At 61.5% G+C, this 24,141-nt stretch carries 24 protein-coding genes and 3 pseudogenes; 12 read left to right on the forward strand and 15 right to left on the reverse strand.

The annotated features are described in order from the left end of the window. The first annotated feature begins 309 nt into the window (after positions 1-309). The 4 genes from N181_RS05090 to N181_RS05100 are packed head-to-tail and all read left to right on the forward strand — an operon-like array spanning position 310 to position 1,831. The gene (locus N181_RS05090; RefSeq protein ID WP_037435734.1) at positions 310-1,128 is read left to right on the forward strand and encodes a lysozyme family protein; all 819 of its coding nucleotides are present in this window, start codon (positions 310-312) and stop codon (positions 1,126-1,128) included. After that, positions 1,125-1,370 (forward strand): hypothetical protein, encoded by a 246-nt coding sequence (locus tag N181_RS31115; protein WP_153451468.1) that lies wholly within the window; start codon positions 1,125-1,127, stop codon positions 1,368-1,370. Before N181_RS05090 ends, N181_RS31115 begins: the two co-directional genes overlap by 4 nt. Then, complete coding sequence (locus tag N181_RS34580; RefSeq protein WP_234885858.1) at positions 1,270-1,500, forward strand: hypothetical protein; 231 nt, start codon at positions 1,270-1,272, stop codon at positions 1,498-1,500. Before N181_RS31115 ends, N181_RS34580 begins: the two co-directional genes overlap by 101 nt. After that, on the forward strand, positions 1,493-1,831 hold the full coding sequence (locus tag N181_RS05100; RefSeq protein ID WP_014328767.1) for a DUF1515 family protein: 339 nt from the start codon (positions 1,493-1,495) through the stop codon (positions 1,829-1,831). Before N181_RS34580 ends, N181_RS05100 begins: the two co-directional genes overlap by 8 nt. A 178-nt stretch (positions 1,832-2,009) precedes the next feature. On the opposite strand, the gene N181_RS05105 is transcribed toward N181_RS05100, so the two are convergent. The 4 genes from N181_RS05105 to N181_RS05120 all read right to left on the reverse strand — a co-directional run bounded on the left by N181_RS05105 (position 2,010) and on the right by N181_RS05120 (position 3,456). Next, complete coding sequence (locus tag N181_RS05105) at positions 2,010-2,300, reverse strand: hypothetical protein (protein WP_037395332.1); 291 nt, start codon at positions 2,298-2,300, stop codon at positions 2,010-2,012. Positions 2,301-2,383: 83 nt separating this feature from the next. Beyond that, positions 2,384-2,656: a hypothetical protein gene (locus N181_RS05110; protein WP_037395334.1), complete on the reverse strand. Its 273-nt coding sequence runs from the start codon at positions 2,654-2,656 to the stop codon at positions 2,384-2,386. Positions 2,657-2,801: 145 nt separating this feature from the next. Beyond that, positions 2,802-3,098, reverse strand: a complete 297-nt coding sequence (locus N181_RS05115; protein WP_014328764.1) for a hypothetical protein — start codon at positions 3,096-3,098, stop codon at positions 2,802-2,804. Positions 3,099-3,165: 67 nt separating this feature from the next. Beyond that, a complete protein-coding gene (locus N181_RS05120) occupies positions 3,166-3,456 on the reverse strand; it encodes a hypothetical protein (RefSeq protein WP_014328763.1) in 291 nt (96 codons plus the stop codon). A 438-nt stretch (positions 3,457-3,894) separates the two neighbouring features. Here N181_RS05120 and N181_RS05125 point away from each other — a divergent pair, with 438 nt between their 5' ends. From N181_RS05125 to N181_RS05140, 4 genes and pseudogenes are all read left to right on the forward strand, one after another. Further along, positions 3,895-5,670: an SLC13 family permease gene (locus tag N181_RS05125; RefSeq protein WP_014328762.1), complete on the forward strand. Its 1,776-nt coding sequence runs from the start codon at positions 3,895-3,897 to the stop codon at positions 5,668-5,670. 167 nt (positions 5,671-5,837) lie between these two features. After that, on the forward strand, positions 5,838-6,398 hold the full coding sequence (locus tag N181_RS05130) for a DUF924 family protein (RefSeq protein ID WP_014328761.1): 561 nt from the start codon (positions 5,838-5,840) through the stop codon (positions 6,396-6,398). A gap of 120 nt (positions 6,399-6,518) precedes the next feature. Next, positions 6,519-6,981: pseudogene (locus tag N181_RS05135) on the forward strand (GFA family protein). A 361-nt stretch (positions 6,982-7,342) separates the two neighbouring features. Continuing rightward, on the forward strand, positions 7,343-7,813 hold the full coding sequence (locus tag N181_RS05140) for a hypothetical protein (RefSeq protein WP_014328759.1): 471 nt from the start codon (positions 7,343-7,345) through the stop codon (positions 7,811-7,813). A gap of 47 nt (positions 7,814-7,860) precedes the next feature. On the opposite strand, the gene ppk2 is transcribed toward N181_RS05140, so the two are convergent. From ppk2 to N181_RS05160, 4 genes and pseudogenes are all read right to left on the reverse strand, one after another. Beyond that, positions 7,861-8,727: a polyphosphate kinase 2 gene (ppk2, locus tag N181_RS05145; protein WP_014328758.1), complete on the reverse strand. Its 867-nt coding sequence runs from the start codon at positions 8,725-8,727 to the stop codon at positions 7,861-7,863. Between the two features lie 43 nt (positions 8,728-8,770). Beyond that, positions 8,771-10,467: pseudogene (locus N181_RS05150) on the reverse strand (SulP family inorganic anion transporter). A gap of 16 nt (positions 10,468-10,483) precedes the next feature. Further along, the gene (locus tag N181_RS05155) at positions 10,484-11,713 is read right to left on the reverse strand and encodes an HlyD family secretion protein (RefSeq protein ID WP_014328756.1); all 1,230 of its coding nucleotides are present in this window, start codon (positions 11,711-11,713) and stop codon (positions 10,484-10,486) included. Positions 11,714-11,716: 3 nt separating this feature from the next. Further along, the gene (locus N181_RS05160; RefSeq protein WP_014328755.1) at positions 11,717-12,199 is read right to left on the reverse strand and encodes a hypothetical protein; all 483 of its coding nucleotides are present in this window, start codon (positions 12,197-12,199) and stop codon (positions 11,717-11,719) included. A gap of 191 nt (positions 12,200-12,390) precedes the next feature. Between N181_RS05160 and N181_RS05165 the strand changes: the two genes are divergently transcribed. After that, complete coding sequence (locus N181_RS05165) at positions 12,391-15,093, forward strand: mechanosensitive ion channel family protein (protein ID WP_369986493.1); 2,703 nt, start codon at positions 12,391-12,393, stop codon at positions 15,091-15,093. 265 nt (positions 15,094-15,358) lie between these two features. Here N181_RS05165 and N181_RS05170 read toward each other — a convergent pair whose 3' ends face one another. Next, entirely contained in the window at positions 15,359-15,991 is a 633-nt protein-coding gene (locus tag N181_RS05170; RefSeq protein WP_014328752.1) for a TerC family protein, read from the reverse strand. 357 nt (positions 15,992-16,348) lie between these two features. Here N181_RS05170 and N181_RS05175 point away from each other — a divergent pair, with 357 nt between their 5' ends. After that, on the forward strand, positions 16,349-16,612 hold the full coding sequence (locus N181_RS05175; protein ID WP_037395347.1) for a hypothetical protein: 264 nt from the start codon (positions 16,349-16,351) through the stop codon (positions 16,610-16,612). Between the two features lie 66 nt (positions 16,613-16,678). On the opposite strand, the gene N181_RS05180 is transcribed toward N181_RS05175, so the two are convergent. From N181_RS05180 to N181_RS05200, 5 genes and pseudogenes are all read right to left on the reverse strand, one after another. Further along, a complete protein-coding gene (locus N181_RS05180) occupies positions 16,679-17,098 on the reverse strand; it encodes a CBS domain-containing protein (protein ID WP_014328750.1) in 420 nt (139 codons plus the stop codon). 141 nt (positions 17,099-17,239) lie between these two features. After that, positions 17,240-17,870, reverse strand: a pseudogene (locus tag N181_RS05185) (dihydrofolate reductase family protein). Between the two features lie 180 nt (positions 17,871-18,050). Then, positions 18,051-18,458 (reverse strand): GFA family protein, encoded by a 408-nt coding sequence (locus N181_RS05190; RefSeq protein WP_014328748.1) that lies wholly within the window; start codon positions 18,456-18,458, stop codon positions 18,051-18,053. 69 nt (positions 18,459-18,527) lie between these two features. Then, positions 18,528-18,770 (reverse strand): hypothetical protein, encoded by a 243-nt coding sequence (locus N181_RS05195; RefSeq protein WP_014328747.1) that lies wholly within the window; start codon positions 18,768-18,770, stop codon positions 18,528-18,530. Between the two features lie 81 nt (positions 18,771-18,851). Continuing rightward, complete coding sequence (locus N181_RS05200) at positions 18,852-20,261, reverse strand: adenylate/guanylate cyclase domain-containing protein (RefSeq protein ID WP_037395351.1); 1,410 nt, start codon at positions 20,259-20,261, stop codon at positions 18,852-18,854. Positions 20,262-20,448: 187 nt separating this feature from the next. Here N181_RS05200 and N181_RS05205 point away from each other — a divergent pair, with 187 nt between their 5' ends. Both N181_RS05205 and N181_RS05210 read left to right on the forward strand, forming a co-directional pair. Then, on the forward strand, positions 20,449-21,282 hold the full coding sequence (locus N181_RS05205; protein ID WP_014328745.1) for a response regulator: 834 nt from the start codon (positions 20,449-20,451) through the stop codon (positions 21,280-21,282). 285 nt (positions 21,283-21,567) lie between these two features. Continuing rightward, on the forward strand, positions 21,568-22,899 hold the full coding sequence (locus tag N181_RS05210; RefSeq protein WP_037395355.1) for a GGDEF domain-containing protein: 1,332 nt from the start codon (positions 21,568-21,570) through the stop codon (positions 22,897-22,899). 50 nt (positions 22,900-22,949) lie between these two features. Here N181_RS05210 and N181_RS05215 read toward each other — a convergent pair whose 3' ends face one another. Beyond that, on the reverse strand, positions 22,950-23,954 hold the full coding sequence (locus N181_RS05215) for a GlxA family transcriptional regulator (protein WP_012708387.1): 1,005 nt from the start codon (positions 23,952-23,954) through the stop codon (positions 22,950-22,952). Positions 23,955-24,141 lie beyond the last annotated feature (187 nt).

The raw sequence follows: 24,141 nt of genomic DNA on the forward strand, positions 1-24,141 counted from the left end.
CACGTTACCACGATGAGTATCCGCCGAGGCGATATTATCGAGAGAACTACCCGGAAGAATATCAGTGCACGACACGTCAAGCCCTCCATCTGGCTCGCCGGTATCTTCGAAATCCCAGAATCGGGCGGACATCGAATAGCGCCATCGAAGTAAGGGGCATCGGTCGTCGAGGGGAACGCAACCGCGTCGTCTTCGGAGCCGACCCTGGCTGCCCGCGAATCGACTAGCCGTCGCGACGGCGCCTGATGACCAAACCCTGAACCCCCGCGATAAGCGGGGTTTTCCTTTCCAAACACCAAAGGTACCACCATGACCCACACCATGCCTCACGGCGCGGCGCTTCTGCTCGCCTTCATCCGCGAAGCGGAAGTCGGGCGGAACGACCGCGCCTCCTATGATGTGATTTATGCCCACAGGCAAGGCGGCCTGACGAAGCCGCTGACCGCGATGACGCTCGGCGAGGTGATTGCGGCCCAGAAGACCTGGTCGAAGGCGCATGGGTCGAGCGCTGCCGGCGCCTACCAATTCATGCGCGCAACGCTGATCGGGCTGCTGCGGGAAATTCCGTGGCTCAAGGAGGAGCAGATCTTCGAGCCCGCACTTCAGGACAGGTTGGGGCTTCATCTCCTGAACCGCCGCGGTTTCGCAAGCTTCGTTTCCGGCGAGATCAGCGCGACCGAGTTCGGCCGGCGGCTGGCGATGGAATGGGCATCGCTTCCTGTGCTTGCCGACACCGACGGCGACCGGCGGCGGGTGAGGCGCGGGCAGTCCTATTATGCCGGGGACGGGCGCAATAAGGCGCTGGTGAAGCCGGATAGGGTCGAGGCGGTGCTCCGCCAGGTACTTGCTGCCTCTCGCTCCTCGGATGAGACATCGGAACCGGCGGAGGACGTGTCGCCCCCAAAGGTGCGGTCCGAAGTGCGGCACAGGCCCGTTGCCCGTTCCGGGCGGTTCTGGACATGGCTGTTGACCGCCGGTGGAACGATCATCACAGCGCTCAAGGAATTGAACCTCGTGGCGCTCGACTGGCGGGTGCAGCTTGCCATTCTGGCGACGATCGTCGGCTTTGCGATCTACGCAATCTCGTCGATGCCGGCGGTTCGGGAAGCCCTGGGGCTTGGGCGGTGAAGATTCCATGGAGCAAATTCCTGGGCGGTCTGCTTGTGTGCGCCGCCCTTTCCTGGGCCGTGCTGGAAATTCGTGAAAACGGTGCGCAGGCGGTCCGCAACGCAATCGAAAGGCAAAACAATGAAGCGGCGGATAGGGCTGATGCGAAGCGCCTTGACTATGATGCCTGCTCTGTTTCTGGCGGGTTGTGGAACTTCGGCGCCGGCAAATGTGAGCGGCCTGCGCGCGGTGGTCGGTATTGACCTCGCCGGGGCTCGCGGTGCCACGGCCGCAGACCAGCGCAGGATAGACCGGACGGTCGTCGGGCTTTGTGCCGCGTCCGTCTGGACAAAGGGTGAATGCGCGAAGCACGGGGAGCGGCGGGATGGTTGACGCCACGGTTCACCAACAGCTCGGGACCCTGATCGCCGAGGTGAAGAATCTGCGCGAGGATTTCCGCCGGTCGGAGGACCGGTCCGATGCCGGGCGGACGTCGATGAACCGGCGCATCGACGAACTCGTCGAACGGGTCGGAACGCTTGAGGGATCGTTGACGCTCGTCAAAGACGAAATTGCCGAGATGAAGCCGGTGACCGAGGACGTCCGCAAATGGAAGCTGATAGGGATGGGGGCGCTTGGCGTCATCGGCCTCGGCGGCGCGGCAATCGGCGTCACCTTCGCCGATGTGGCCAGACGGGCGGTCATGCTGCTCAGGGCAGTATGACGTCGCGTTTGCCAGTGCAGGCGCAGCGCGGTCAGACATCTATCTTCGTCGCGTCGGCTGAACGCCCGCTACTACAGCGCCGCGTGTCTATCAGACGCGCAAGGGTCGCTGTAGCACTTTGAATTGCTGCATGTTTTTATCCTTGAATCGGCGACGATTTAAGGAAACCTGCAGTAGATCAATCGTCGTCGAAGAGGAGGAAATCCCGGTAACGTCGGCTGACCAGCAGCAACGAGCGATCCGGCTCGATCACGTAGGTCTCGTAAACGCGTCGACCGAACCGGTCGATGAACTGATGTGGCACGATGCTGCCGACCGGCGCCTTGGTGAGCTTCGTACGCGGCTGGCCGCGATAGGTGATGCTGCCGGGAATGGGCTCAAGGTAGGGCGAATAGCCCACCGAAGACGTCGTCACCTCACAGCTGGTGAGCAACAAGGCAGTGCAGAGAGTGGGAAATAGGTGTTTCATGGCAATCTCCGAATTGTAGAGTTCCTAGCGCCTCAGTCGAAGCTGCCGCCCAAGCTCGAAGCGGGCAGGATGGCGCAATCTCGTCAATCGCGCCTCGTGATGAAGTCGTAATCTATGTAGCGGCGAACCAGCTTCAATGAGCGGTCGGGCTGGATCACATAGGTTTCGCGGGCCAGCCCGCCTTGCTGCGTGAAGAACTGGTGCGGGACGATGCTGCCGACCGGCGCCTTGGTGAGCTTGGTGCGCGGCTGGCCGCCATAGGTGATGCTGCCGGGGATCGGCTCCAGTTCGGGCGGCGTGGTGGTGCAGGCCGTGAGGAGGAGTGCGGCTGCGCAGGCGATAGAAGCGAGTTTCATCGTGGCGAACCTTGGTTGGCCATTGCATGTTTCCCTAAATCGGAGCTGATTCAAGGAGAAAAACATGCAGCGACTCAACGTGCTACAGCGATCTTTGCGCGTCCGGCAGGACGTGCGGCGCTGTCGTCCGAAACCGAACCGACCGTCAATCGTCCATGTCGCCGAAGATATCGTAGTCGATGCGGCGGCCTACGAGGCGCAACGAGCGGTCCGGTTCGATCACATAGGTCTCGTAGACCCGGTGGCCGAAATTGTCGAAAAACTGGTGCGGGACGATGCTGCCGACCGGCGCCTTGGTGAGTTTCGTGCGCGGCTGGCCGCCATAGGTGATGCTGCCGGGAATGGGCTCGAGGTAGCGCCCATAGCCGACCGACGGCGGCGGCGTGGCCGTGCAGGCGCCGAGCAGCAGGGCGGCAAGTAACGCGGGCAAGACATGTTTCATGGCGATCCTCGCGATTCCAATACTTCGAGACGCGGCGCGGAAAAGCCGCGCGCAGTTTCCTGATCCCTTACCGGTCGGTCATGAGATCATAGTCGATGCGGCGGCTTATCAGCCGCAGCGAGCGGTCAGGTTCAATGACGTAGGTTTCGGAGACCTGACGGCCGAATTTATCGCGGAAGCGATGCGGGACGATGCTGCCGACCGGCGCCTTGGTCAGCTTGGTGCGCGGCTGGCCGCCGTAGGTGATGCTGCCCGGAATAGGCTCGAGGTTGCGCGAATAGCCGACCGACGGTGGGGCGGTGGAGGTGCAGGCGGCGAGCAGGAGACCTGCGCAGATGGCGGGTAGGGCGGTCTTCATGGCTGTTTTTTCCTTAGCTCCGGCGATTGCGTCCTCTCCGCTGCGCGAAGGTCCGTTTGGCACACGTTAAACGGGCTGCATCATCTTATTCCTTCTTCAACTACGATCAAAGGAACCAACAAGTTTCGGCGCAGTTTCCTGGTGATGCGCAGCGCTTCGACACGAATTTTCCGATATTTCAGTTGCATCCGATGGACGCTTTGAAGGATGTAATGAGCCGGACTCGCCCGGCGGGCATGCGACCCCGCGCACGCCCTTGCGGGATTGCGCGTCTCGTGACGCTGGCGCGGGTCCTTTCTGCAGCGCCGTGCGCCTTTTCAGGCGAAAGGTCGCTGTCGCACTTTGATCTGCTGCATGCTCTTATCCTTAGATCGGTTCCGATTTAAGGAAACAGGCAGCAGGGCCCTCGTTCGACCCGTGTTGCTCCAGGTATTGCCCATGACCGCCGAACAGTCGCTTTCGTTTCTCGTCATCGGCACCATGATGGTCTTCTTCATATGGGACCGCTTTCGGTATGACGTCGTAGCCTGTTCGGCGCTGATGCTTGCGGTCGCAGTCGGCATCGTACCGTTCGACCGTGCCTTTGACGGCTTCAGCGACGACATCGTGATCATCGTCGGCAGCGCGCTGATCGTGAGCGCCGGCGTGGCGCGGTCCGGCGTCGTCGATGCGGCGATCCAGCGGTTCCTCCCGGATGTCAACTCGGTGAGGGCGCAACTCGCACTGCTCGTAGTAACCGTTACGGTGCTTTCGTCTTTCATCAAGAACATCGGCGCGCTCGCGATCATGATCCCGGTCGCCTTCCAATTCGCCCGGCGCTCGAATGTCCAGCCATCGGTGTTTTTGATGCCCATGGCCTTCGGCGCGTTGATCGGCGGGCTTATGACGCAGGTGGGCACCTCGCCTAACGTTGTCGTATCGCGGATGCGACAGGAGCTGACCGGCGAGAGTTTCAGCATGTTCGATTTTACTCCCGTCGGCGCTTCGCTGGCGCTGGTGGGGGCGATCTTTCTGCTCTTCGCCTATCGGCTGGTGCCGGAGCGGAAAAGCCAGCAAGTCTCGGTGCAGCAGGCGATCGAGATCACCGACTATACGTCCGAAGCCATGGCTGCGCCCGGTTCTCCGGCGATCGGCAAGTCGCTAAGCAGTCTCGTGAAGCTCGGCGACGGCGGCGCGGTCGTCATTGCGATCTTCCGCCGCGGCACCCACCTGGCACCGCTGCCCGACGTGGTGATCGAGGCCGATGATATCTTGCTGCTCGAAGGCGGGCCTGCCGCGCTCGACCGCATCATCTCCCAAGCGAAGCTGAAAATCTCCGGCGACCGATCGCCAACGTCCGCCGAGACGGCGCGCACCGAGATCGAAGCGATCGAGGCGGTGATTGCCAGCGGTTCGCCACTGGTCGGCATGTCGGCGGAGCGGCTCGCGCTCTTTCACAATCACAATATCAACCTGCTTGCCGTAAGCCGCCAGGGTGAGCGGCTCAAGCAGCGCCTCGGCAGCATAAGGTTGCGGGCAGGCGACATCGTCGTTTTGCAAGGGGCGCGGGTGGACCTGCCGGCCTTCCTTCAGGATTTCAGCTGTCTGCCGCTTGCGCAGCGGGACATCCTGCTCGGGACCATCCGACGCGCCCCCGTGCCGCTGCTCGTGCTGGCAGCCGCGATGGGGGCGACGGCGGTCGGCATCCTGCCGGTGCAGGTCGCCTTCTTCGCAGCCGCGCTTGCCATGGTGATCTTTCGCGTCATCCCGCTGCGGGAGGTCTATCGGGCCGTCGACGGGCCGATCCTCGTCATGCTGGCAGCGCTGATCCCGGTCAGCGACACATTGCGCACAACCGGCGGTTCAGACCTGATAGCGGGCTGGTTGAGTGGCATGGCAGTCAACCTGCCGCCCGCCGGCGCACTCGCGCTCATCCTGGTCGCGGCCATGGCGGTCACACCCTTCCTCAACAATGCCGCCACCGTGCTCGTCATGGCGCCGATCGCCGTGAGCTTCGCCGCCGCGCTCGACTACAGGCCGGACGCCTTTCTGATGGCGGTCGCGATCGGCGCCGGCTCCGACTTCCTGACGCCGATCGGACATCAGTGCAATACGCTGGTCATGGGGCCGGGCGGCTATCGCTTCAGCGACTATCCGCGGCTCGGCCTGCCGCTGTCCATCGTCATCGTGATCGTCGCGGTACCGATGTTGATGTGGGTCTGGCCGCTGCGGTAGGACAAGGTTGCAAAGCCTGCGTGCGTCAATGCCGATGCACACGCTCGGCCGCGCTGCGGAGCAGATCGCCCAGCCGCAACTGATGCTGAATGGGTGACATTGAAGATCGGCAGTGGAAACCGCAAATTAGGCGCCTATCTGAAGAGCGAGTCACGAGAGGCAGCCAAATGCGCGATGAAGCGGAAATCTGCACGCCGGAAGAGGTGTTAAAGTTCTGGTTCACAGAGCTTTCCTACGACCACTGGTTTACGCCAAGTGCCGACCTCGATCAGCAGTGCGCGCAACGGTTTCAGGCGTCACATCTGGCGCTGTCGAGAAATCGCGACGATATCTGGCGCCAGACGCCGAGCAACTGGCTCGCGGTGATCATCCTGTTCGATCAATTGCCGCGCAACATGTATCGCGGCTCGCCGCTCGCCTATGCAACCGACTGCCTTGCGCTGCGTGAAGCGAAGCTCGCCATCGGCGCCGGTGCCGATATTGCGGTTCCGACGGAATGGCGCGCTTTCTTCTACATGCCCTTCGAACACTGCGAGAATTTGACCGACCAGACGATGTCGGTGAAGCTTTTTACTGCGCTCGGCGACCCCGGCTATCTCGATTATGCCATTCGCCACCGGGAGGTGATCGAACGGTTCGGACGCTTTCCGCATCGCAACGCGATCCTGGGGCGGACCTCGACACCGGCCGAGGAGGAATATCTCGCGCAACCGGGCGCCGGGTTCTAGATCCGCTGCCGCCGGGTCTACCAATCGGAGCCAATGCAAGGAAATTCGAAGTGTTGCAGCGGCTTTGTTGCCTCTGAAGCAACGCACGACGTTTTAGGGATCAGGTCGGGAGGAAAGATCATGAAGATGAAAACGCTGCCGTGGGAAGGCGGGTGCCGCTGCGGACAGGTTCAAAGTCAGCGCCGCGCCGCTTCTCACCATGGCGTGCCATTGCACGGGGTGTCAGCGGATGACGGCGAGCGCCTACTCACTGAGTGTCGCGATCCCCAGCGAAGGTTTTGCGGTCACCAGGGGTGACCCGGCAATCGGCGGACTGCACGGCGCGACGCGCCACTACTTCTGCCCGCACTGCATGAGCTGGATGTTCACGCGGCCCGAAGGAATGGACTGGTTCGTGAACCTTAGGGCGACCATGCTGGACGATGCCGGTTGGTTCACGCCTTTCATAGAGACCTGGACAAGCGAGAAGTTGCAATGGGCGACCACGCCTGCCGTCCACAGCTACGAGACGGTGCCGGCGATGGAAGATTACGAAGGACTGCTGCAAGGATATGCGGAATCGGTCGCGAAGCAGGAGGCGTGAAGCGTTCGATCGGAGGAGCCCGCGCACGCGGAATACGGCCACCCGCCGAGTTGTCATCACGCAGGCACAGTTGTAGAATTTGCCGTAAACTCTCGGGTGAGGGTGAATGCCGTGCGACGCCTTAATCCGTTGCATTCTTACCGTCGAAAGATTCAGGTATCGTCGACCAGATGGCTGACAAGCGCGCTGCTCTGGGGTGCCAGAGGCGCAGGTTATTCTGTCCGGAAAATGAAGAGTTGAGAGAACGCCGATTCCACCGGAGTCGGTCGTACACTTGGAGGGAAATAGTCGGATGTCCGTTGTTCCGGCGTAGGACCTGCGGACGACAGCCTTTCCCGTTTTCTTGAAGTGGATCAACGTGATGCCGGAGAAGCATGATATTGATGCAGGTGCAACACCTCTGAGCGCGGAGGCGCTTCGCAAGCAGGTCCTCCAGCGGGAAATGGAGGAAATGGACAAGGAGCGCAAGCTCAAGGCGATCCAGGAACAGAAGCACGCGGATTTTGCCGCGGATTTCCTCAAGAAGCATGTGACGGAGGAAGAGATCGCCATGGTGCGTCGTCTCGTGGCGAATGCGGTCCGGGACGGCAAGTTCGAGGCGATGGTCTATAGCTTCCCGTCCGAACTCTGCAGCGACAGTGGTCGGGCGATCAACAGCGCCGACCGGGACTGGCCGGAGACCCTCCAGGGCAAAGCCAAAGAGTTCTTCGAGCGCTACCAGACCTACGGCAAGCCGCAGGGCTACAAGCTGAAGGCGATGATCATCAATTTCCCCGGCGGCGTACCCGGCGATGTCGGTTTCTTCCTGAACTGGGCGCCCGATAAGGTCTGAACGGCCCTGACGGGTTGCGCGCTCCGCCGGACCGCGCAACCTTCTCGTCAGTACACATTCGGCACCAATCGGCGGGCGCGCATGGTTTCGACATAGTCGTCGGGGCGCTTTTGCCGCTTGCCGAGCTCGGGCTCGTCAAATTTGACGTGCTCATAGGGGATCGACGCCAGAATGTGCGAAATGCAGTTGATGCGAGCCTGCTTCTTGTCGTCCGAGGGTACGATCCACCAGGGGGCATATTCGGTGTCGGTCATGCGGATCATTTCGTCATAGGCGCGAGTGTAGTCCCACCAGCGGCGATAGGATTCGACGTCCATCGGGCTGAGCTTCCACTGACGCAGCGGGTCGCCGATGCGCTGGCGGAACCGACGTTCCTGCTCCTCCTCGCTGACATCGAGGAAATACTTCAGCAACACGATGCCGCTCTCGACCATGGCCGCCTCGAAACGCGGTGCAAGCTCCAGAAACCGCTTTGCCTTTTCGTCGGTGCAGAAGCCCATCACACGCTCGACGCCCGGCCGGTTGTACCAGGAGCGGTCGAAGATGACGACCTCGCCGGCGGCCGGCAGCTGCTGAATATATCGCTGCATATAAATCTGGGTCTTCTCACGATCGGTCGGCGCCGGTAGTGCGACGACGCGAAAGACACGTGGGCTGACGCGTTCTGTGAGACGCTTGATCACGCCGCCTTTTCCAGCCGCGTCGCGCCCCTCGAAAACGATCACAATGCGGGCCCCGGTCTTCTTCACCCAGGCCTGGAGGTGGGCAATCTCGATCTGTAGGTGATCGAGGTCTTTTGCATAGTGGCTCGACGATTCCTCCTCAGGCGGTTGCGCTGCAAGTCTGCGCCCGCTGTCCTTGCCTTTGTTTTTGACCTTGTCCTTTTCCCTGCCTTTTTTCCCGTTCTTGGCCATGTCTTCCTCCCACTTGCCGAATTATTGCTAAGGCCGATGCGCTTCACTCGGCCGCGCGGTCCGCTCGAGCCGCGAAGGCGGCGAGCGCATCCTCGATGCTCTCGAACACCATGGCGGAGCCGATTTTATCGATGACGCCGGCCCGATTGAGCATTGCCCGCGCATGCGTATGCAGTTCTGCGAGGCCAAGCGCGATGCCGCGTTTCTTCAATTCCTCTTGAACCTCGTCGATCATAGCGGTTGCCGTGCTGTCGATCTGCGGGATTGCGCTGGCATCTATAACCAACCAGACGGTGCCCGCCGGCAGCGCTTCAGCAATGGAAAGCAGGCGGGTTCGGACGTAGTCGGTGTTGAAGAAAAGTAGGCTGCCCTGGATCATGCAAGCCCCAAAACCCGGCACCGGACGGGCCGCAGGTTCGCGATGCAGCTTGTAAAACCCATCCCGGTTAGGAATGCGACCGAGCAGTGCATCGTGCGGGTACATGCTTTTGCGCAGAATATAGACCAATGTTGCCGCGATTGCGATGACCACGCCATTCAGGACGCCGAGCCCGATCGGCCCCCACATCGCGATCAGTGCGAAGATGAATTCCATGCGGCTGACCCGCCAGATGTGCTTCAAGGCCGCCAAGTCGATCAGACTTAAAGCCGTTGCCGCCAGGATCGCGCCAAGCGCGGGGATCGGTAGGATGCGCAGGATGCCACCTAAGAAAAGCAGCACCGCCATCAATGTCGCCGCCGCGACGAGGCCGGCAATTTGGGAGTGGCCTCCGACGACGAAGTTCACGGCCGTTCGTGAATCGGAAGCCGTCACCGGAAATGTGCCGAAGAGTCCTGCGGCGATGTTCGCGGCGCCGAAACCCGTGAGTTCACGGTTCGGGTCGACCTGGTAGCCGCCGAGCGTCCCAAAGCTGCGGGCCGTGATGACGCCCGAGCCGAAGCTTACCAGAAAGAGGCGGCTGCGCCGACGAGCATTGTCGCGAAGGGAAGATCTCCCATCCGCGGCAGCGTCAAAGTGGGCAGCCCCTCGGGAATGTTGCCAACGATCGCAATGCCGCGCGCCTCGAAATCGAAGAGGAACGAAAGCAGCACCGAGAGAGCGACGACGATCACGGGACCGGGCACGGGGGAATTGATGGCCCGAGCCACCTGCAGCAGGGCGAAGCATCCGAGGGCCAGCACCAGCGACGGCCAATGGATCGACCCCGCCTCGCGTAGAAGTTCAAGGACGGGTGCGATCAGGCCATCCGCCTCGATATCGACCCCGGTAAACCGTTTGATCTGACCGATCAGAATGGAGAGCGAAATGCCCGCGAAGAACCCGATCAAAATCGGGCGGGACAGAAAGTTTGCGAGCACGCCGAGATGGACCGCCCGCGCCGCAAGACAGATAGCCCCGACGGTTAGCGCCATGAGCGCCGCCACGGTGACCCGGTCGGTCGTTATCTCCGGCGTCGCAAGGATCGCCGCCAGGACCGCGGCGAGCACCGTCATCGTTGCCGCATCCGGCCCGACGATGAGCTTCCGGGAGGGGCCGAAAAGCGCATAGGCCACCAGCGGCGTGATGCTGGCGTAGAGTCCCGTTTCGGGAGGAAGGCCAGCGATCGCGGGGTAAGCGATGGCGCTTGGCAGGCCGACTGCAGCAATCGCCAGGCCGGCAGAGACGTCGCTGCGCAAGGCGCTCGTTTGGTAACCGTCGAGACCGGCGAGAAGGGGCAGTCGGGGGATGTTCAAGGGCATCCGGGCGCCCTCTGGGTCAATGTCCGGTCAAAACGAGCGTCTGCACGGGCAAAAGCAGCGCCTGCAGCCTAAGGATCATGGCGTGCACCAGGCCGACGGCATCGATCACGTGCAGGTATACCCAGCGCAGAGTGCTGATGTCCGGCGCGTGCAATTCGTCGTGATTGCTGGTGTAGGCATTTGCGATGCAACTGCTTCCCGGCGGAATGCCGGCGAGCTGGCCTTCGAAGAGCGGCTCGAGGAAGGTGGTGAGCGTTCCGCCGCGCGCCATTTGCTGCACATCGATGAGCTGTTCCGTCGCGCGAACCTGGCCGGCGGCGATGACGTCCTGAACCTCGGTCACGACCAGCGGGATGATCGTGAAGGGCTTGCCGATGCAGGTCGCCTCGGCAATCATGCCGGGCTTCATCACCTGGGCCTCGATCTGGCCGAACCCGGCAATCAGCCCTATACGGCGATCATCGGGCACCAGGACACCGGCCGAGCGGATCATTGGGTTGACGATGTCGCCGGGCCGCAAGGTGAACTGCTGGACCATGCCGCCCGTACCAGCGCGCACGACAGTCTTGTCGAGCTCGACCTGGGCCTGGGCAAGCGCGGCCTCGGCGCTGGCCTTCTGCGCCGGCAGAAGCGAAGCGATCTTCGTCTCCAGGGTCTGCTTGTTCGAAACTGCGGCAGCGAGCGCGCCCTTGCGCGCGTCTGCGGCGACCTGGCGCCTCTCGATTTCCCGCCTTGCCACAATATTAGGATTGCGCTGATTGAGTTCGACCTGTGTCTCGAGTTCGTCCTGGGCCTGCAGGAAGGCGCCCTCTGCCTGGGCGATCAGGCCATCCGCTGCCGCCAGTTCGGTCGTCGCGACCGTCGTCTCGGCATCGATTTCCGCGATGCGCCGCCGGGCGGTTTCAATGGCTGCCTGCTGCTCCTTATCGTCGAGGCGGAAAATGGGAGCGCCTGCTGCGACTTTCTCGTTGGTGCCGACGAAGACTTCCGCCACCCGACCCGTCGATTCGGGCATAAGCGTCACGGTGCGGAACGCGGCCGTGACGTTCTTGGTGGAGGGGTGAAAGTAAAAAATGAGGGTGATCAGCGACAGCGTGAGGATCACGCAGGCGGTGATACCCCAACGCAGTTCGAACCACATCGAATAGAGATTGATGTCCCGCCCGATCCGCTTCCCCTGAACATAGCGGCGGAAGAGGAAGTCCGGAAGGATCGTCAGCATCGAGCAGATCATGAACTCCAGCATGGCTCATCTCCTCCGCTCAGATAGCGGGTCGCTCGCCGAAGCTTCCGGTTCGAACGGCGTCCACTGAGGTTCAGGTTGCACCGGATGCGGTCTTGTCGGCATGAGCGGGGCTTCCGACGGCGCGGCCTCGAGTGGCTTGTCGTCCCGATCCGCGATCTTGCGAAGCGAGTCTGCCATGGAACCCATGGGCGTCGAAAAGTCTGGAAACTCGATCAGGGCCAGCAGCAGCGCGGCGATCCAGAAGAGATGGTTGTGCGTGAAAAGCGCAACCAGCGACAGGACGGCTACGAGCTGCAACTGCACCTTGCTGGCGCCGTGTGCCATATGTTCCGGCAGGGCGTGCAGCCGCAGGTACAGGACGCCGACGAGCAAGATCAGCAGCACCACGAACACCGCCATGACGTTGAAGAGAATGTCCGTGTCGCCCGGTGCGGTGATGAACACGGGTAGATGATCGACTGCGGCTGGATGCAATGACTCTGCCAATTTCCAATCCCCCACGCAGACCGCGCTCGTGCGCAGTTCATCATACCTCTTTCTCGTTTCCCAGTCTCCCATTTGGGCTATGCATGGAGGGTTTCTTGCGGGGAGCTGCTGAAGGCCTGTCGCGTTGCGTCGAGGCGAAATATTTGTGAACTGGCGTGGATTCACGTAGAAATCATCGCTCCGGCTCGGCTTTGCATCTTTTTGCCGTGTTGCGTATGCACATCGGACGAGATGATCGCTTCTGCGACTTCCTCTGTGGCTCCCGGATTTCGAAGGATATCGAATTGCATTCCGCTGGTAAGTTGACCGTTCTCTTGGTTGCCGTTTCGTTTGTCGTGCTGACTCTAGCCGGCGGAGGGGCGGCGATGGCCCAGCAAGCGGCGCAACCGCAACAGGCCGCGCCTGCGCCGCAGACGCCCTCGCAGCAACCCCAGCCGGCTGCGCAAACCAGGCCTGCGCAGCCCGCTCAACCAGATCAAGGGGAGGCAGACGATGCCGGGGCAGCAGCTGGTTCTCCATTGCTGCAGCAGGCGGAAGAGCAGCTCGCCCAGGCCGAACGCGACCTCAAGCGGCTTACCGACCGCGTCCAGAGTGTCAAGGATGACGATACCCTGCTCGCCGAGCTGAAGGTGCAGATCGATGCGCTTTCCGGGCAGATCCTCGCCGCTACCGTCGCAACGCGGCCCCGACTGGAGGAAATCAAGGCGAGGCTTACCGAACTCGGCGATCCGCCCGGCGAGGGGCAACCGCCGGAAGCGGCCATCCTGACCGAGGAAAGGAAGCGTCTGCTTGCCGAGCGCGGGGCGATAAACGCGCTGACTGGTCGTGCGGAGAACCTCTCGGTCGAGGCGAGGAAGCTTGCCAATGCCGTTACGGCGACCAGGCGTGCGCTCTTCTCGAACACGCTTCTGAAGCACACTGAAATCTCGGCGGCAACGCTGGGCGAGGCGGTCACGACGACGATCGGCGAGACCCAGGCGCTGTCGCGCAGCGTCGGCAGCTGGCTGACATTTGCCTGGAACTACAAGCGTGTGCCCTTTCTCACCGCCATTTTCCTCTCGCTCTGCGCAGCGCTGATCTTCCTGGCCGGCAGCCGCCGGCTTTTCTCGCCCTTCCTCCGGCACGACGGCGACGAGGAGGAGCCGAATTATTTCAGACAGCTTTCGGTCGCCTTCTGGTCCACTGTGATCCCGATGGTGTCGGCGACCGCCTTCGCCGCGTCGAGCTACTTTTTCCTAAATAGTTTCAATGTATTAAGGCCGGATATCGCTCCGATCATAGCGGTCACCCTGGCTGTCGGCGTGGTGCTGCTGTTTGTGACCAGCCTCGCCCAAGCGGTGCTGTCGCCCCGGCATTCGAACTGGCGCCTCGTGCGGGTTTCGGATCGCGGCGCACGCATGCTGTTCATCTCGATCTTCGCGATGGCACTGGTCAACGTCCTCGACTACCTGGCCGGAAGCATCAGCGAGTCTCTCGGCTCGCCGGTCATCCTGACCGTCGCCAAGAGTTTTGTGGCCTCGATCATCATCGGCCTCATCCTGATGTCGATGGCTTGGATCCGGCCGATGCTGAGACCAGACGAGCCCTTCGACGCGCCGGGCCGCCCCTGGCCGCGGCCCATCTGGGTTTCGCTTCTCCTGATGGGCGCGGCGCTCGTCGCCGTCGCGCTTGCCGGCTATGTCGGGCTTGCCCGCTTCATCGGCTCGCAGATCATCGTCACCGGCGCAATTCTGGTGACTATGTATATCGGCATTCTTACCGGCAAATCGGTCTCGAAGCAGGGCGCCTTCGCAGAAACGATCGGAGGACGCTATCTCGAACGCCGCTTCAACATAGAGCAGGTGGGGCTCGACCAGATCGGGCTTGCGGCTGGCCTCGGCATCTATGCCCTCGTCCTCTTGTTCTTCATTCCGCTGATCCTGTTGCAGTGGGGCTTCCAGATCGCCGATATCGAATCCTGGACCTACCGCGCCCTGACCGAGATCCGGATCGGCACGATCACCATCTCGATCGTCGGCCTGCTTGCCGGGGTCCTTTTCTTCGCGCTGGGCTTTGTCGTCACCCGTTGGGTGCAGCGCTGGATCGACGGCAACGTCATGGCGCGCAGCCGCGTCGATGCCGGCGTGCGCAATTCCATCCGCACCGGCATCGGCTATATCGGCGTCGGCCTCGCCTGCCTCATCGGCCTGTCGGCGGCGGGCATCGACCTCTCGAGCCTCGCTCTTGTTGCCGGTGCTCTCTCGCTCGGCGTCGGTTTCGGCCTGCAGAACATCGTCTCGAACTTCGTCTCCGGCCTTATCCTGCTTGTCGAGCGCCCCTTCAAGGTTGGCGACTGGATCGTCAGCGGCACGACCGAGGGTTTCGTGCGGCGCATCTCGGTTCGCGCGACCGAGATCGAGACCTTCCAGCATCAGTCGATCATGATGCCGAACTCGCTCCTCATCAACGCGTCGGTCGGCAACTGGACCCATCGCAACAAGCTGGGACGCTCCGAGATCACCGTCACGCTCGGCTATGCCAGCGAGCCGCGCCGGGTGATCGAGTTGCTGCAGGAAATTGCCGCCGCCCATCCGATGGTCCTCAAGAACCCGGCGCCCAATGTCGGCTTCACCGCCTTCGGCGACGAGCGCATGACCTTCGAATTGCGCATCTATGTCGCCGACGTGCTGACAGCCGGTAATGTCCGCAACGACATTCGTGTCTCGATCTACGAGCGTTTCCGCGACGAGGAGATCGGCTCCCCATTCCCGGTGAAGGTAGAGGACACCACGCCGGAAGAAGCGACGCCGTCCGACATCGACTTCCCGGCGGTAGAGGAAGATAAAGCCGAGATGCAGGCAGAGGAGAGTGAGACGCGCGGCCGGTCCGTTGGAAAGCGCAGTAGCAGTCGCTGAAGAATCCGGACTTCGCTATCGCCGCCATGGGCGGGGTCGGCGGTGAAGGGCTCGCGGAATGCTCCAGCATACGCCGACCTGCATCACCAAGGCAATTTGCTGCGCCTTTACAGCGCCGTACGTCTTGTCAGACGGACAAATGTCGCTGTAGCACTTTGAAGTGCAGCCTGCCGGAAGTGGGCCGGCGCGTTTAGCGCACCGGGTCCGGGACGTGGTGACAAAATACGAACGAGGCGGCGCAAGGCCGCCCCGTCAGAAGCCGCGCTTACACCCCGGCCAATGCCTGGGCGACCGGCACGACGTGTGGCCATACCTCCAATGCGCCGCGATAGATCATATCGATAGCGACATAGAGGATAATCGCCAGACCGACATAGGCGATCCAGTGGTGGCGGGCGAGCAGTTTGGCGATGAAGGTTGCCGCAACGCCCATCATCGCGATCGAGAGCATGAGCCCGAAGACGAGGATCGTCGGATGCTCGCGCGCGGCTCCCGCCACGGCGAGGACGTTGTCGAGCGACATCGACACGTCGGCCACGACGATCTGGGTCGCGGCCTGTGAGAAGGTCTTCTTCGGCGCGTTAGCGTCGTCCAATCCAACCTCTTCATGTCCGCCCGAACGGATCTCACGCCACATCTTCCAGCAGACCCAGAGCAGGAGGATGCCGCCGGCGAGGAGGAGTCCGATGATGGCCAGAAGCTGGACCGTGAAGGCCGCAAGCACGATGCGAAGTACGGTGGCCGCGATAATGCCGACGAGAATAGCCTTCTTGCGTTGCTCGAGCGGCAGGCCGGCTGCCGCAAGGCCGATAACGACGGCATTGTCCCCGGCAAGCACGAGGTCGATGACGATAACTTGCATAAGCGCCAATAGTCCGGCGGACGTGAAAATCTCCATAAGCGGTAATCCTTGTATACCCTATATCCCCGAAACGCCGGGCCGGCGTCGGAAACGCATAGACCGTCAACAATCGCCGGATCAAGGGGAAGGGGAGATCTCGACCAAAAGATATTCCAGAGGTGATCAATTTGTCGCCGCATCGGACGCCCGTTCGTAGCGTCGAACGAGTGCTTCTGAACACTATCTCAACGCGCCATTCAGCGCTTATTCAGCACTTCTCCCATAAAAAGAAGGCAATTCACCCCGCCAACGCCCAATCTGGCGTCGGGGCTGAAGGGGGTGGCCGGTAGTTTTGCCACGGGCGAAAGGGTGACCGGCCGTAGGGGGCGGCGCGCGGGTAGCGCGCCGAAGGCCATGAAGACAGTTGTTGCTGCCTTGCTTTGCGGCGTGCTCGTCGCCGGCAGTGCGAATGCTGCGATGGTGACCAACAAGGATGGCGAATCCGCCATACTCGTAATCGTAGAGGGGGAAAGCCGGATGGAAGTGGTCGTCAATTCCGGCGCTACGGAAATGATCTGCCCAAGCGGCTGCTTCGTGACCGCGCCAAGCGGCGATCACATTGGTCTCCAGGGCGACGAAACAATAGAGATCGTCAACGGGTCCGTTGTCGTCAAATAGCGAACGGCGGGACCATTGCCCGCCGTCGTCTCGTGCTATGCACCCAGACAATTTTCCGGGTGCGGCTCAGGCGTGGTGAGCACTGACCGCCTTGACCAGTTCGCCTGCCATTTGCTGGCTGGTGCAGTGGGAAATGTCGCCCAGTGACAGCATGCCGACCATGCGCTTGTCGTCGTTGATGACCGGCAGTCGCCGGATCTTCTTCGACTCCATCAGGTGAATGGCGTCTTCGACGGATTCACTGGTGCGGCAATAGACGATTTCCCTGGTCATGACGTCGCGGGCCGTCAACGAAGAAACATCCCTGCCATTCGCCAGTGCGCGCAGCGTGATGTCGCGATCCGTCACCATCCCGATCAGGCGATCATTCTCACCGACCGGCAGCGCGCCGATATCCTCTTCTTTCATGATGCGCGCGATCGTCCGCAAATCCGTTTCCGGGCCGATCCAACGAACACCGGAATGCATGGCTTCTTCGGTTCTCATCATATCCTCCCATCTTTCTCCAAGCCACATTATACGCCGGAAATCGTGGCTAATCGTTGGAATCTGGGCACCCGACAGGAATTCCGCACGGGTGTGCAAGCGCCCAGAGAGGTGATGCGCCCCAAAGTGCGAACGGGGCGCTCACGTTAGTTTCCGCCGCCGCTCCAGCTCTGCTTCGCTGGGCTGGTCGAATTCGAACGAACCTGTGGCGACCGGCCCGCCGCGGGTATATTTGTTGACCGTGACGCCGGTTCCGGAAACCCTCGAACTGACCAGCTTGAGCGCCATCGGCGTCGCATCTTCGCCGAATAGCTTCTTGCCCTTCCCGAGAATGACGGGAAAGTACGAGATGTACATCTCGTCGACCAGGTCATTGCGAAAAAGGGTCTGGAGGAAATCGGTAGAACCTTGCGTCAACAGATCCGGTCCTTCCTCGCCTTTCAACTCTCCGAGCGCAGCGAGCACGTCGCTCCCCAGCGTCTGGCTGTTTTGCCATTCGAGCTTCGGGGCCGGATTGCGTGTCGCGACATATTTGGTGATGCGGTCGAACAAGGTGCCGATCGAGTCGCCGGCACCCGCGTAGGGCCAGTGCGCCGCGAAGATGTCATAGGTTTTTCGGCCAAGCAGCAAGTCAAACGGCTTGGCAAACATCTCGTCGACCGCCTGTCCAGCCACCATACTTGAAGCCGCCGACGGGATCTTCATGCGGCCCGCCGGGCGCCTGCATGATTCCATCAAGGCTTACGAATGCACCAACGATGATCTTTCTCATCTCAGCTCTCCCTGGTCGCATGTTGCTTGATCTAGGACGTATGGCGGCGGCCGGTTCCGACAGTCGCAAGGCGATTTTCGATTCTTGTGCGTGGATCCTCGCCGCAAGTCATCATAGCGGCGCTGCTAGTGCAAAAGGGGTCGGCGGTTTTCTTCGGCGATGCCCCAGCGAAAGCGGCGATCAGGCGGGGTCCGTTTCGTAAATTGTCGTCTCGGGCGGCAGTTGAACCCAGGAGTGCCGGCGGCAGTCGTAGACCGAATCCTGCGGCGGCGGAAAACTTGGGTCGGCAAAGGCGCCGACGGCGACGCCAACGGACGAATCTTCACGGCCTTCCTCGGTGTGGAACAGGTTCGTCCCGCAAACGGGACAGAAGCGAAATCTGAACTTCGCGCCCTTGTCGCCAACGCGAACGTATTCGGTTGCAGTGCCGAAGACCTTGTAGGGTGCCGCGAAGCCGGCGAGGGCCGCAAAGACGCTGCCGGTTCGACGTTGACAGGCGAAGCAATGGCAAAGACCGACGCCGAGCGGCTCGCCCTGAACCTCGATCCGCAGCTGGCCGCAGGAACATGTGGCTGTTCGAGAACGCATTGGGCATCACCTCGCAGGATGCTGTCGATGTTCCGGGGGATAAGCCGGCGCCTTCTTCAGAAGGTCTGCTCAGTCGTCGTGATCAAAATAGCGGCGCCATTCGCCTTCGCCGCGATTGCGTCCGTCGCGGTATGTCCGGCGAAAAACGCGGCGTTCGCAGTAGCCGTCTTCGCAATAGGTGTCGACGATCCGCTCGTTCACGACCCCGTTGTTGGACGAACTGTTCGAGCTTGTGTTCGATGATTGGCTGCCGGCTTCGGCCGTGCCGGTCATCATCGCCGCGGCGGCAAATAGAATTGGTAGGATACGCATGGCTTACTCCTTCACCTGCCACCACATTGAGCCGTCAAGCCTGAACCTCTACTGAACGATGGAGGTCTGGTTTGGCCGACCTCACGGAATCGCGAAAATGCTGATCTCGTTGGCGATGCCGCGCAGCGTGACGTTGTGCGACATCGGACTTAAGCCTCGGTCCGAAAGCAAGCCGGAGGCGCGCGGGTCTTCGAGCACCGAGCCGGTCGCGAAGATCTCGCGCGAGGTGGCAAGGTGCTGGACGCGCGAAGCGATATTGACGGTCTGGCCGAAATAGTCCTGCCGTTCGTTCAAGTTGACGGCGATACACGGCCCTTCGTGGATGCCGATCTTCAAGAGCAGGTCTTCGCGGCCGCGCTCGTCGTTCAGATTTCGCATGGCGTCACGCATCCGCATGGCCGCGGCGACTGCCCGGTCCGGTGTCGGGAAGGTCGCCATCACAGCATCGCCGATCGTCTTGACAACGGCGCCGGCCTCGGCCGCGACGATCTCGTGCAGGACCCGGAAATGCGCCCGGACGAGATCGAAGGCCGCCAGATCACCGACCCGCTCGTAGAGCTCGGTCGAGCCGCGCAGGTCGGTAAAGAGGAAGGTGAGGCTGGTGATCTTCAGCCGCTGGTCGACGTCGAGCATGTCGGTGCGATAGATGTCGCGGAAGGTCTGATTGGAGAGCAGCCGCTTGGCGGTGAGCAACGGCCGCCGGCGGCCGAGCATGCCATGCAGCGCCTCGTTGGCGATGCAGACCGAGGGGAGGGTGCGGACCTCCGCATGGTTCTCCACCTGGATGCGAAGCGGCCCGGGCTGCATGTTCAGTGTTTCGGCATGTCGGTGCGCACGGTCGAAGACGAGGGCAAGGTTCCGCCGCTCCCTGGTCGGCTCGCCGCTGACGTCGAGGAACTGCGCCGCATGCGTCACTGGCTCGAAGACGATGACGAACTCGGCCGGAAGCTGCAGCGAGATGACCGCCTTTTCGCCCGGCGGCAATTCCAGCGTTTCAATAATGAACTCGTCGAACTTTTCTTCGTAATCGTCCTCCGGCAGGTCGATGCCGGAGCCCCAATACATCTGGCGGAAATATTCGATCGCCGGCATTTCATGCGGGTTATGCGCCTCGATGTGGCGTACCCGCGGGCTCACTGTGAACGTCACCTCGACCATTTCGTCGAGGGTCGGCTCGTAGCCGGCGGCGCAGAGCGCGCAGGTATATTCCGTGCTCTGCACCGTCTTTAAGGATGTATTGGCATCGAGCACCCCGCCACAGCCGGGGCAGAGCACGTTCCAGGAGAGCTCGAAAATGCCGAGCCGCGACGCGTGCAGGAAGCCCGCGATCGTCTCCTCCTCGTCGAGCCCTTCGGAGGCGGCGAAGACAAGCGCATTGATGCGGCAAAGCTTGCGGTCCGGCGCATCCTTCACGAGCCGCTCGAAGGCATCGACAACCCCCGGCTTCACAGACTGGCGGAGCATTTCGAAGAGAGTCTGAGCTTCACCCATGCAGACATTCTATACGGAAAATGCCGTGCGGTCAGGCGATTTGATGGGATGACGGGCGAGGCGCGTGATTTGTCTGCGTCAAATAATAGAGCGCGTAAGATCGATGGCCGGCGATCGTTCCATTAACACCCAATAAAGTCTCTTCCCCTACGATGCTTGCGGGGAAACTCTTTCACATAGGCGATCAATGTCCTTCTTCGGCGTTTCCGGAATGTATTATTCCGGCGAATCCCTTGGCGAGCACCGCATTGTGCTTGCCGAGGACTCCAACCTGTTCTCATCGATGGTCTCGAAGCGACTGAAGGAATTGTTCGATATCGACGTGATCGTCTGCCGCGACTACGAGGATTTGCAGTTCGCCGTGGAGAATGCGTCCTTTCCGGCCTCGCTCGCCATTTCCAACATCAACCTGCCGGGGGCGGAGAACGGTGAGGCGTTGAACTATCTGATCGAGATGAGCATACCGACGGTGGTTTTCACCGGCTCCTTCCAGGAGAAGACGCGCGAGGCGATCCTTGCCAAGGATATCGTCGACTACGTCATCAAGGACAGTGTCTTTGCGGTCGACATGCTGGCGGAATCGGTCTGCCGGTTCCTCACGAACAAGAAGCATCACGTGCTGATCGTCGACGACAGTCCGACGGCCCGGGCGCTGCTGACCACGCAGCTGAAGCGCTACAATTTCCGCACGAGCTCAGCCGACAGCGGCGCGGCCGCACTGGAAATCCTCAAGAACAATCCCGATATCGCGCTGGTCATCACCGATTACAACATGCCGGATATCGACGGCTTCGAACTGACGCGCCGCATCCGCTCGGCCCACGGCCCGCATCAGTTGCGCATCATCGGCGTTTCCTCATCGACCAACCGGTTGCTTTCGGCGCGCTTCCTCAAGGCCGGGGGCAATGATTTCGTGGTGCGCCCCTTCGTCAACGAGGAGTTCTATTGCCGCGTCAATCAGAACCTCGATACTTTGACAAAGATAAAGACATTGAGCGAAAGGGTGAAAATTCCCGCCTGACGCTCGCGCGAATTTTCAGGCAAGCGGTTGAAATTCCATGCTGGTGGTTGCTTTGTTAACGAAATTGCAACCGCCAGCCCGTTCAATCGCGGCAAATAGAAATGGGGAAATTCCCGGATACGCACATCTGACCGAAGGGGCCTCGGTCTGCGGCGCGAACGGGCGCAAATGCATACTGGGGCACCGGAGACCCCGCCAAGGGAGCGGTTCGCGCAGAGGCGAGAAGACCTCGACGTCGCTGCACCGGGAGCATGGGTTGCCGAAGGGGATGGGGTTGCAGGGGTCGTGAGATTGCGCCGCGCGTCGGGACGGGCGAACCATATTCAGAAGCACCGCGACAAGCGTCTGCTGCTCGTCGAGGATTCGCGGATGTTCGCGGCCGCTCTCAAGCACGGTCTGGAGCTGACGCACGGGATAAACGTCGCCCATTGCGCCTCGCTCGCGGCGGTAAAGGCCGAGGTCGCTGCTGCGGGGGAGTGGGCGTTTTCGCTCGCGGTCCTCGATCTCAACCTGCCCGACGCGCCGAATTGCGAGGCATTGGACTTCATCCTTGCGAACAATGTGCCGGCTATCGTCTTCACGGCCGCCTTCAACGACAGCACCCGCGATCAGATCCTCAATCGAGGTGTTGCCGACTGCATCGTCAAGAACGAGCCGGAATCGATCGAGCGACTGATCGCGGCGGTCGACCGGGTCCTCACCAAAGGACGAACCACGGTGCTGCTCGTCGACTCCTGCGCCGCCTCGCGACAGGACCTCGCGAGTATTCTGCGGCGTGGCTTGTTTGCGGTGATCGAGGCGTCGGAGGCTTGGGAAGCGTTGCAGGTTCTGGACCAGGGCGAAACCGTCGACGTCATCGTCACAGACACGGGTCTTGCCGACCTTGCGGGGCTCGCGCTGCTCGGGGAGGTGCAGAAGCGTCAGGGAGAGGATGCCGTACCGATCATCGGTCTATCGGAACAGGGTGACGCGCGCGTGGCGGCGCGCTTCATCGAGGCGGGCGGAGCGGATTTCATCCGCAAGCCGTTCCTTGAGGCCGAGTTCAGCGGACGCATCCGGCACGCCGCCATGCTCCAGAAGCGCATTCAGGCACTGAAACTCGCGGCCGCGAGCGACTACCTGACGGGAATCTTCAACCGCCGGCACTTCTTCATGACCGGGCCACGCCTGATCGATCAATATCTAAGACGCGGCGAAGGGACATCGATCGCGGTTCTCGACATCGACCATTTCAAACGCCTTAACGATACTTATGGCCACGAGATCGGCGATCTCGTGCTGAAGCATGTCGCCGGGCGATTGAAAGCGCTGGTCGGCGACCAGCATCTGCTGGCGCGTCTGGGTGGCGAGGAATTCGGCATTCTTTTCGATGGCCTCGACGTGCGCGAGGCTTTTGCCTTTTGTGAGAGGCTGCGGGTGGAGCTTGCGAAATCGAAGATCGTCGCCGACGACGAGGAACTGGCGATTACCGTCTCGATAGGTCTTGCGACGATTGAAGCGCCGGAAGCCTTCGAGAACTACCTGCACGCTGCTGACCAGTTCCTCTACATGGCGAAGCATGCAGGACGAAACCGCGTCATTTCCGAGCTTGCGCTGCTCGATGCACTCGCATCTTAAGCGCTAGCCGGCCGAGGGCCGGCCACTTCCAATCCCGAGTGTGAATCAGTTCAGCGCGCCATCTGCAGCGTCAGCTTGCGCTCGGCTCGCTCCTGCTGCGGCGAGCGGTTGTAGAGCTCGCGATAACACTTGGAGAAATGGGAAGCCGAGACGAAACCGCAGGCGACGGCCACTTCGACCACCGGCATCGACGACTGGATCAACAGGTGCCGGGCGCGATCGAGGCGAATCTCCAGATAGTATCGCGCCGGCGAGCGGCCCATCTCCTGGCGGAACAGTCGCTCGATCTGGCGGCGTGACAGGTCGGCGCTTTCGGCGATCTCGAGCAGCGAAAGCGGCTCGGAGAGGTTGGCCTCCATGAGTTCGATGATCGACAGGACCTTGGCATTCTGCACGCCGAGGCGGGCGCGGAGCGGAAGCCGCTGGCGGTCATGCGGACCGCGAACGCGATCGGTCAGGGCCTGCTCGCAGACCCGGTTGACCAGGCTCTCGCCGAAGTCCTGGTCGATCAGGTTCAGCATCATGTCGAGGGATGCGGTGCCACCGGCGCAAGTGTAAATGTTGCTGTCGATTTCATAGAGGTCCGCATAGACCTCCGCCTGCGGGAAGCTTTCGGAAAAGCCGGGCAGGTTTTCCCAGTGGATGGCACAGCGCTTACCCGTGAGCAGGCCCGCGGAGGCCAACACATGGGCGCCCGTACAGAGGCTGCCGACGGCAATGCCGCGATTGTAGACCTCGCGCAGCCAGGCGTTGACCGATTTGTTCTGGAACTCTTCGACATAGACGCCCGAACAGACCAGCACCATGGAGGGGCGGTTCTCGCCGGCCAGGAATTTGCGCTCATCCGCAAGCGAGGTGTTGACCTCGAGAGCGATGCCGGCCGAGGAGAAGACTTTCTGACCATCGGTCGAGGCGAGGCGCCACGTATACGCCTCGTAGCCGAGCATGCGGTTGGCGATGCGGAGAGTTTCGATCGCCGCGGAGAAGGGCAGCATTGAAAAGTTCGGCACCAGAAAGAAGACGAGCGAGCGCTTTTTGGTCAGAGGCTTGTTCATGAGGCTTCCCATGCTGGACGAGGGTGTCTATTCGTCGCTTGGAATATGTCAAACGGCTTGTCGATTTGCGACATTGACATGGAAAGCCGCGACCGGGAAGAAATTTCGCATTGCGACATTGGGGCAATGGAGTTCCTCGGGCGTCGGAATCGGCGATTGTGTGAAAGCGACGGAATGCCCGTCTGAA

This window comes from Sinorhizobium fredii USDA 205 (assembly GCF_001461695.1).
GTDB classification, from domain to species: Bacteria; Pseudomonadota; Alphaproteobacteria; order Rhizobiales; family Rhizobiaceae; genus Sinorhizobium; species Sinorhizobium fredii.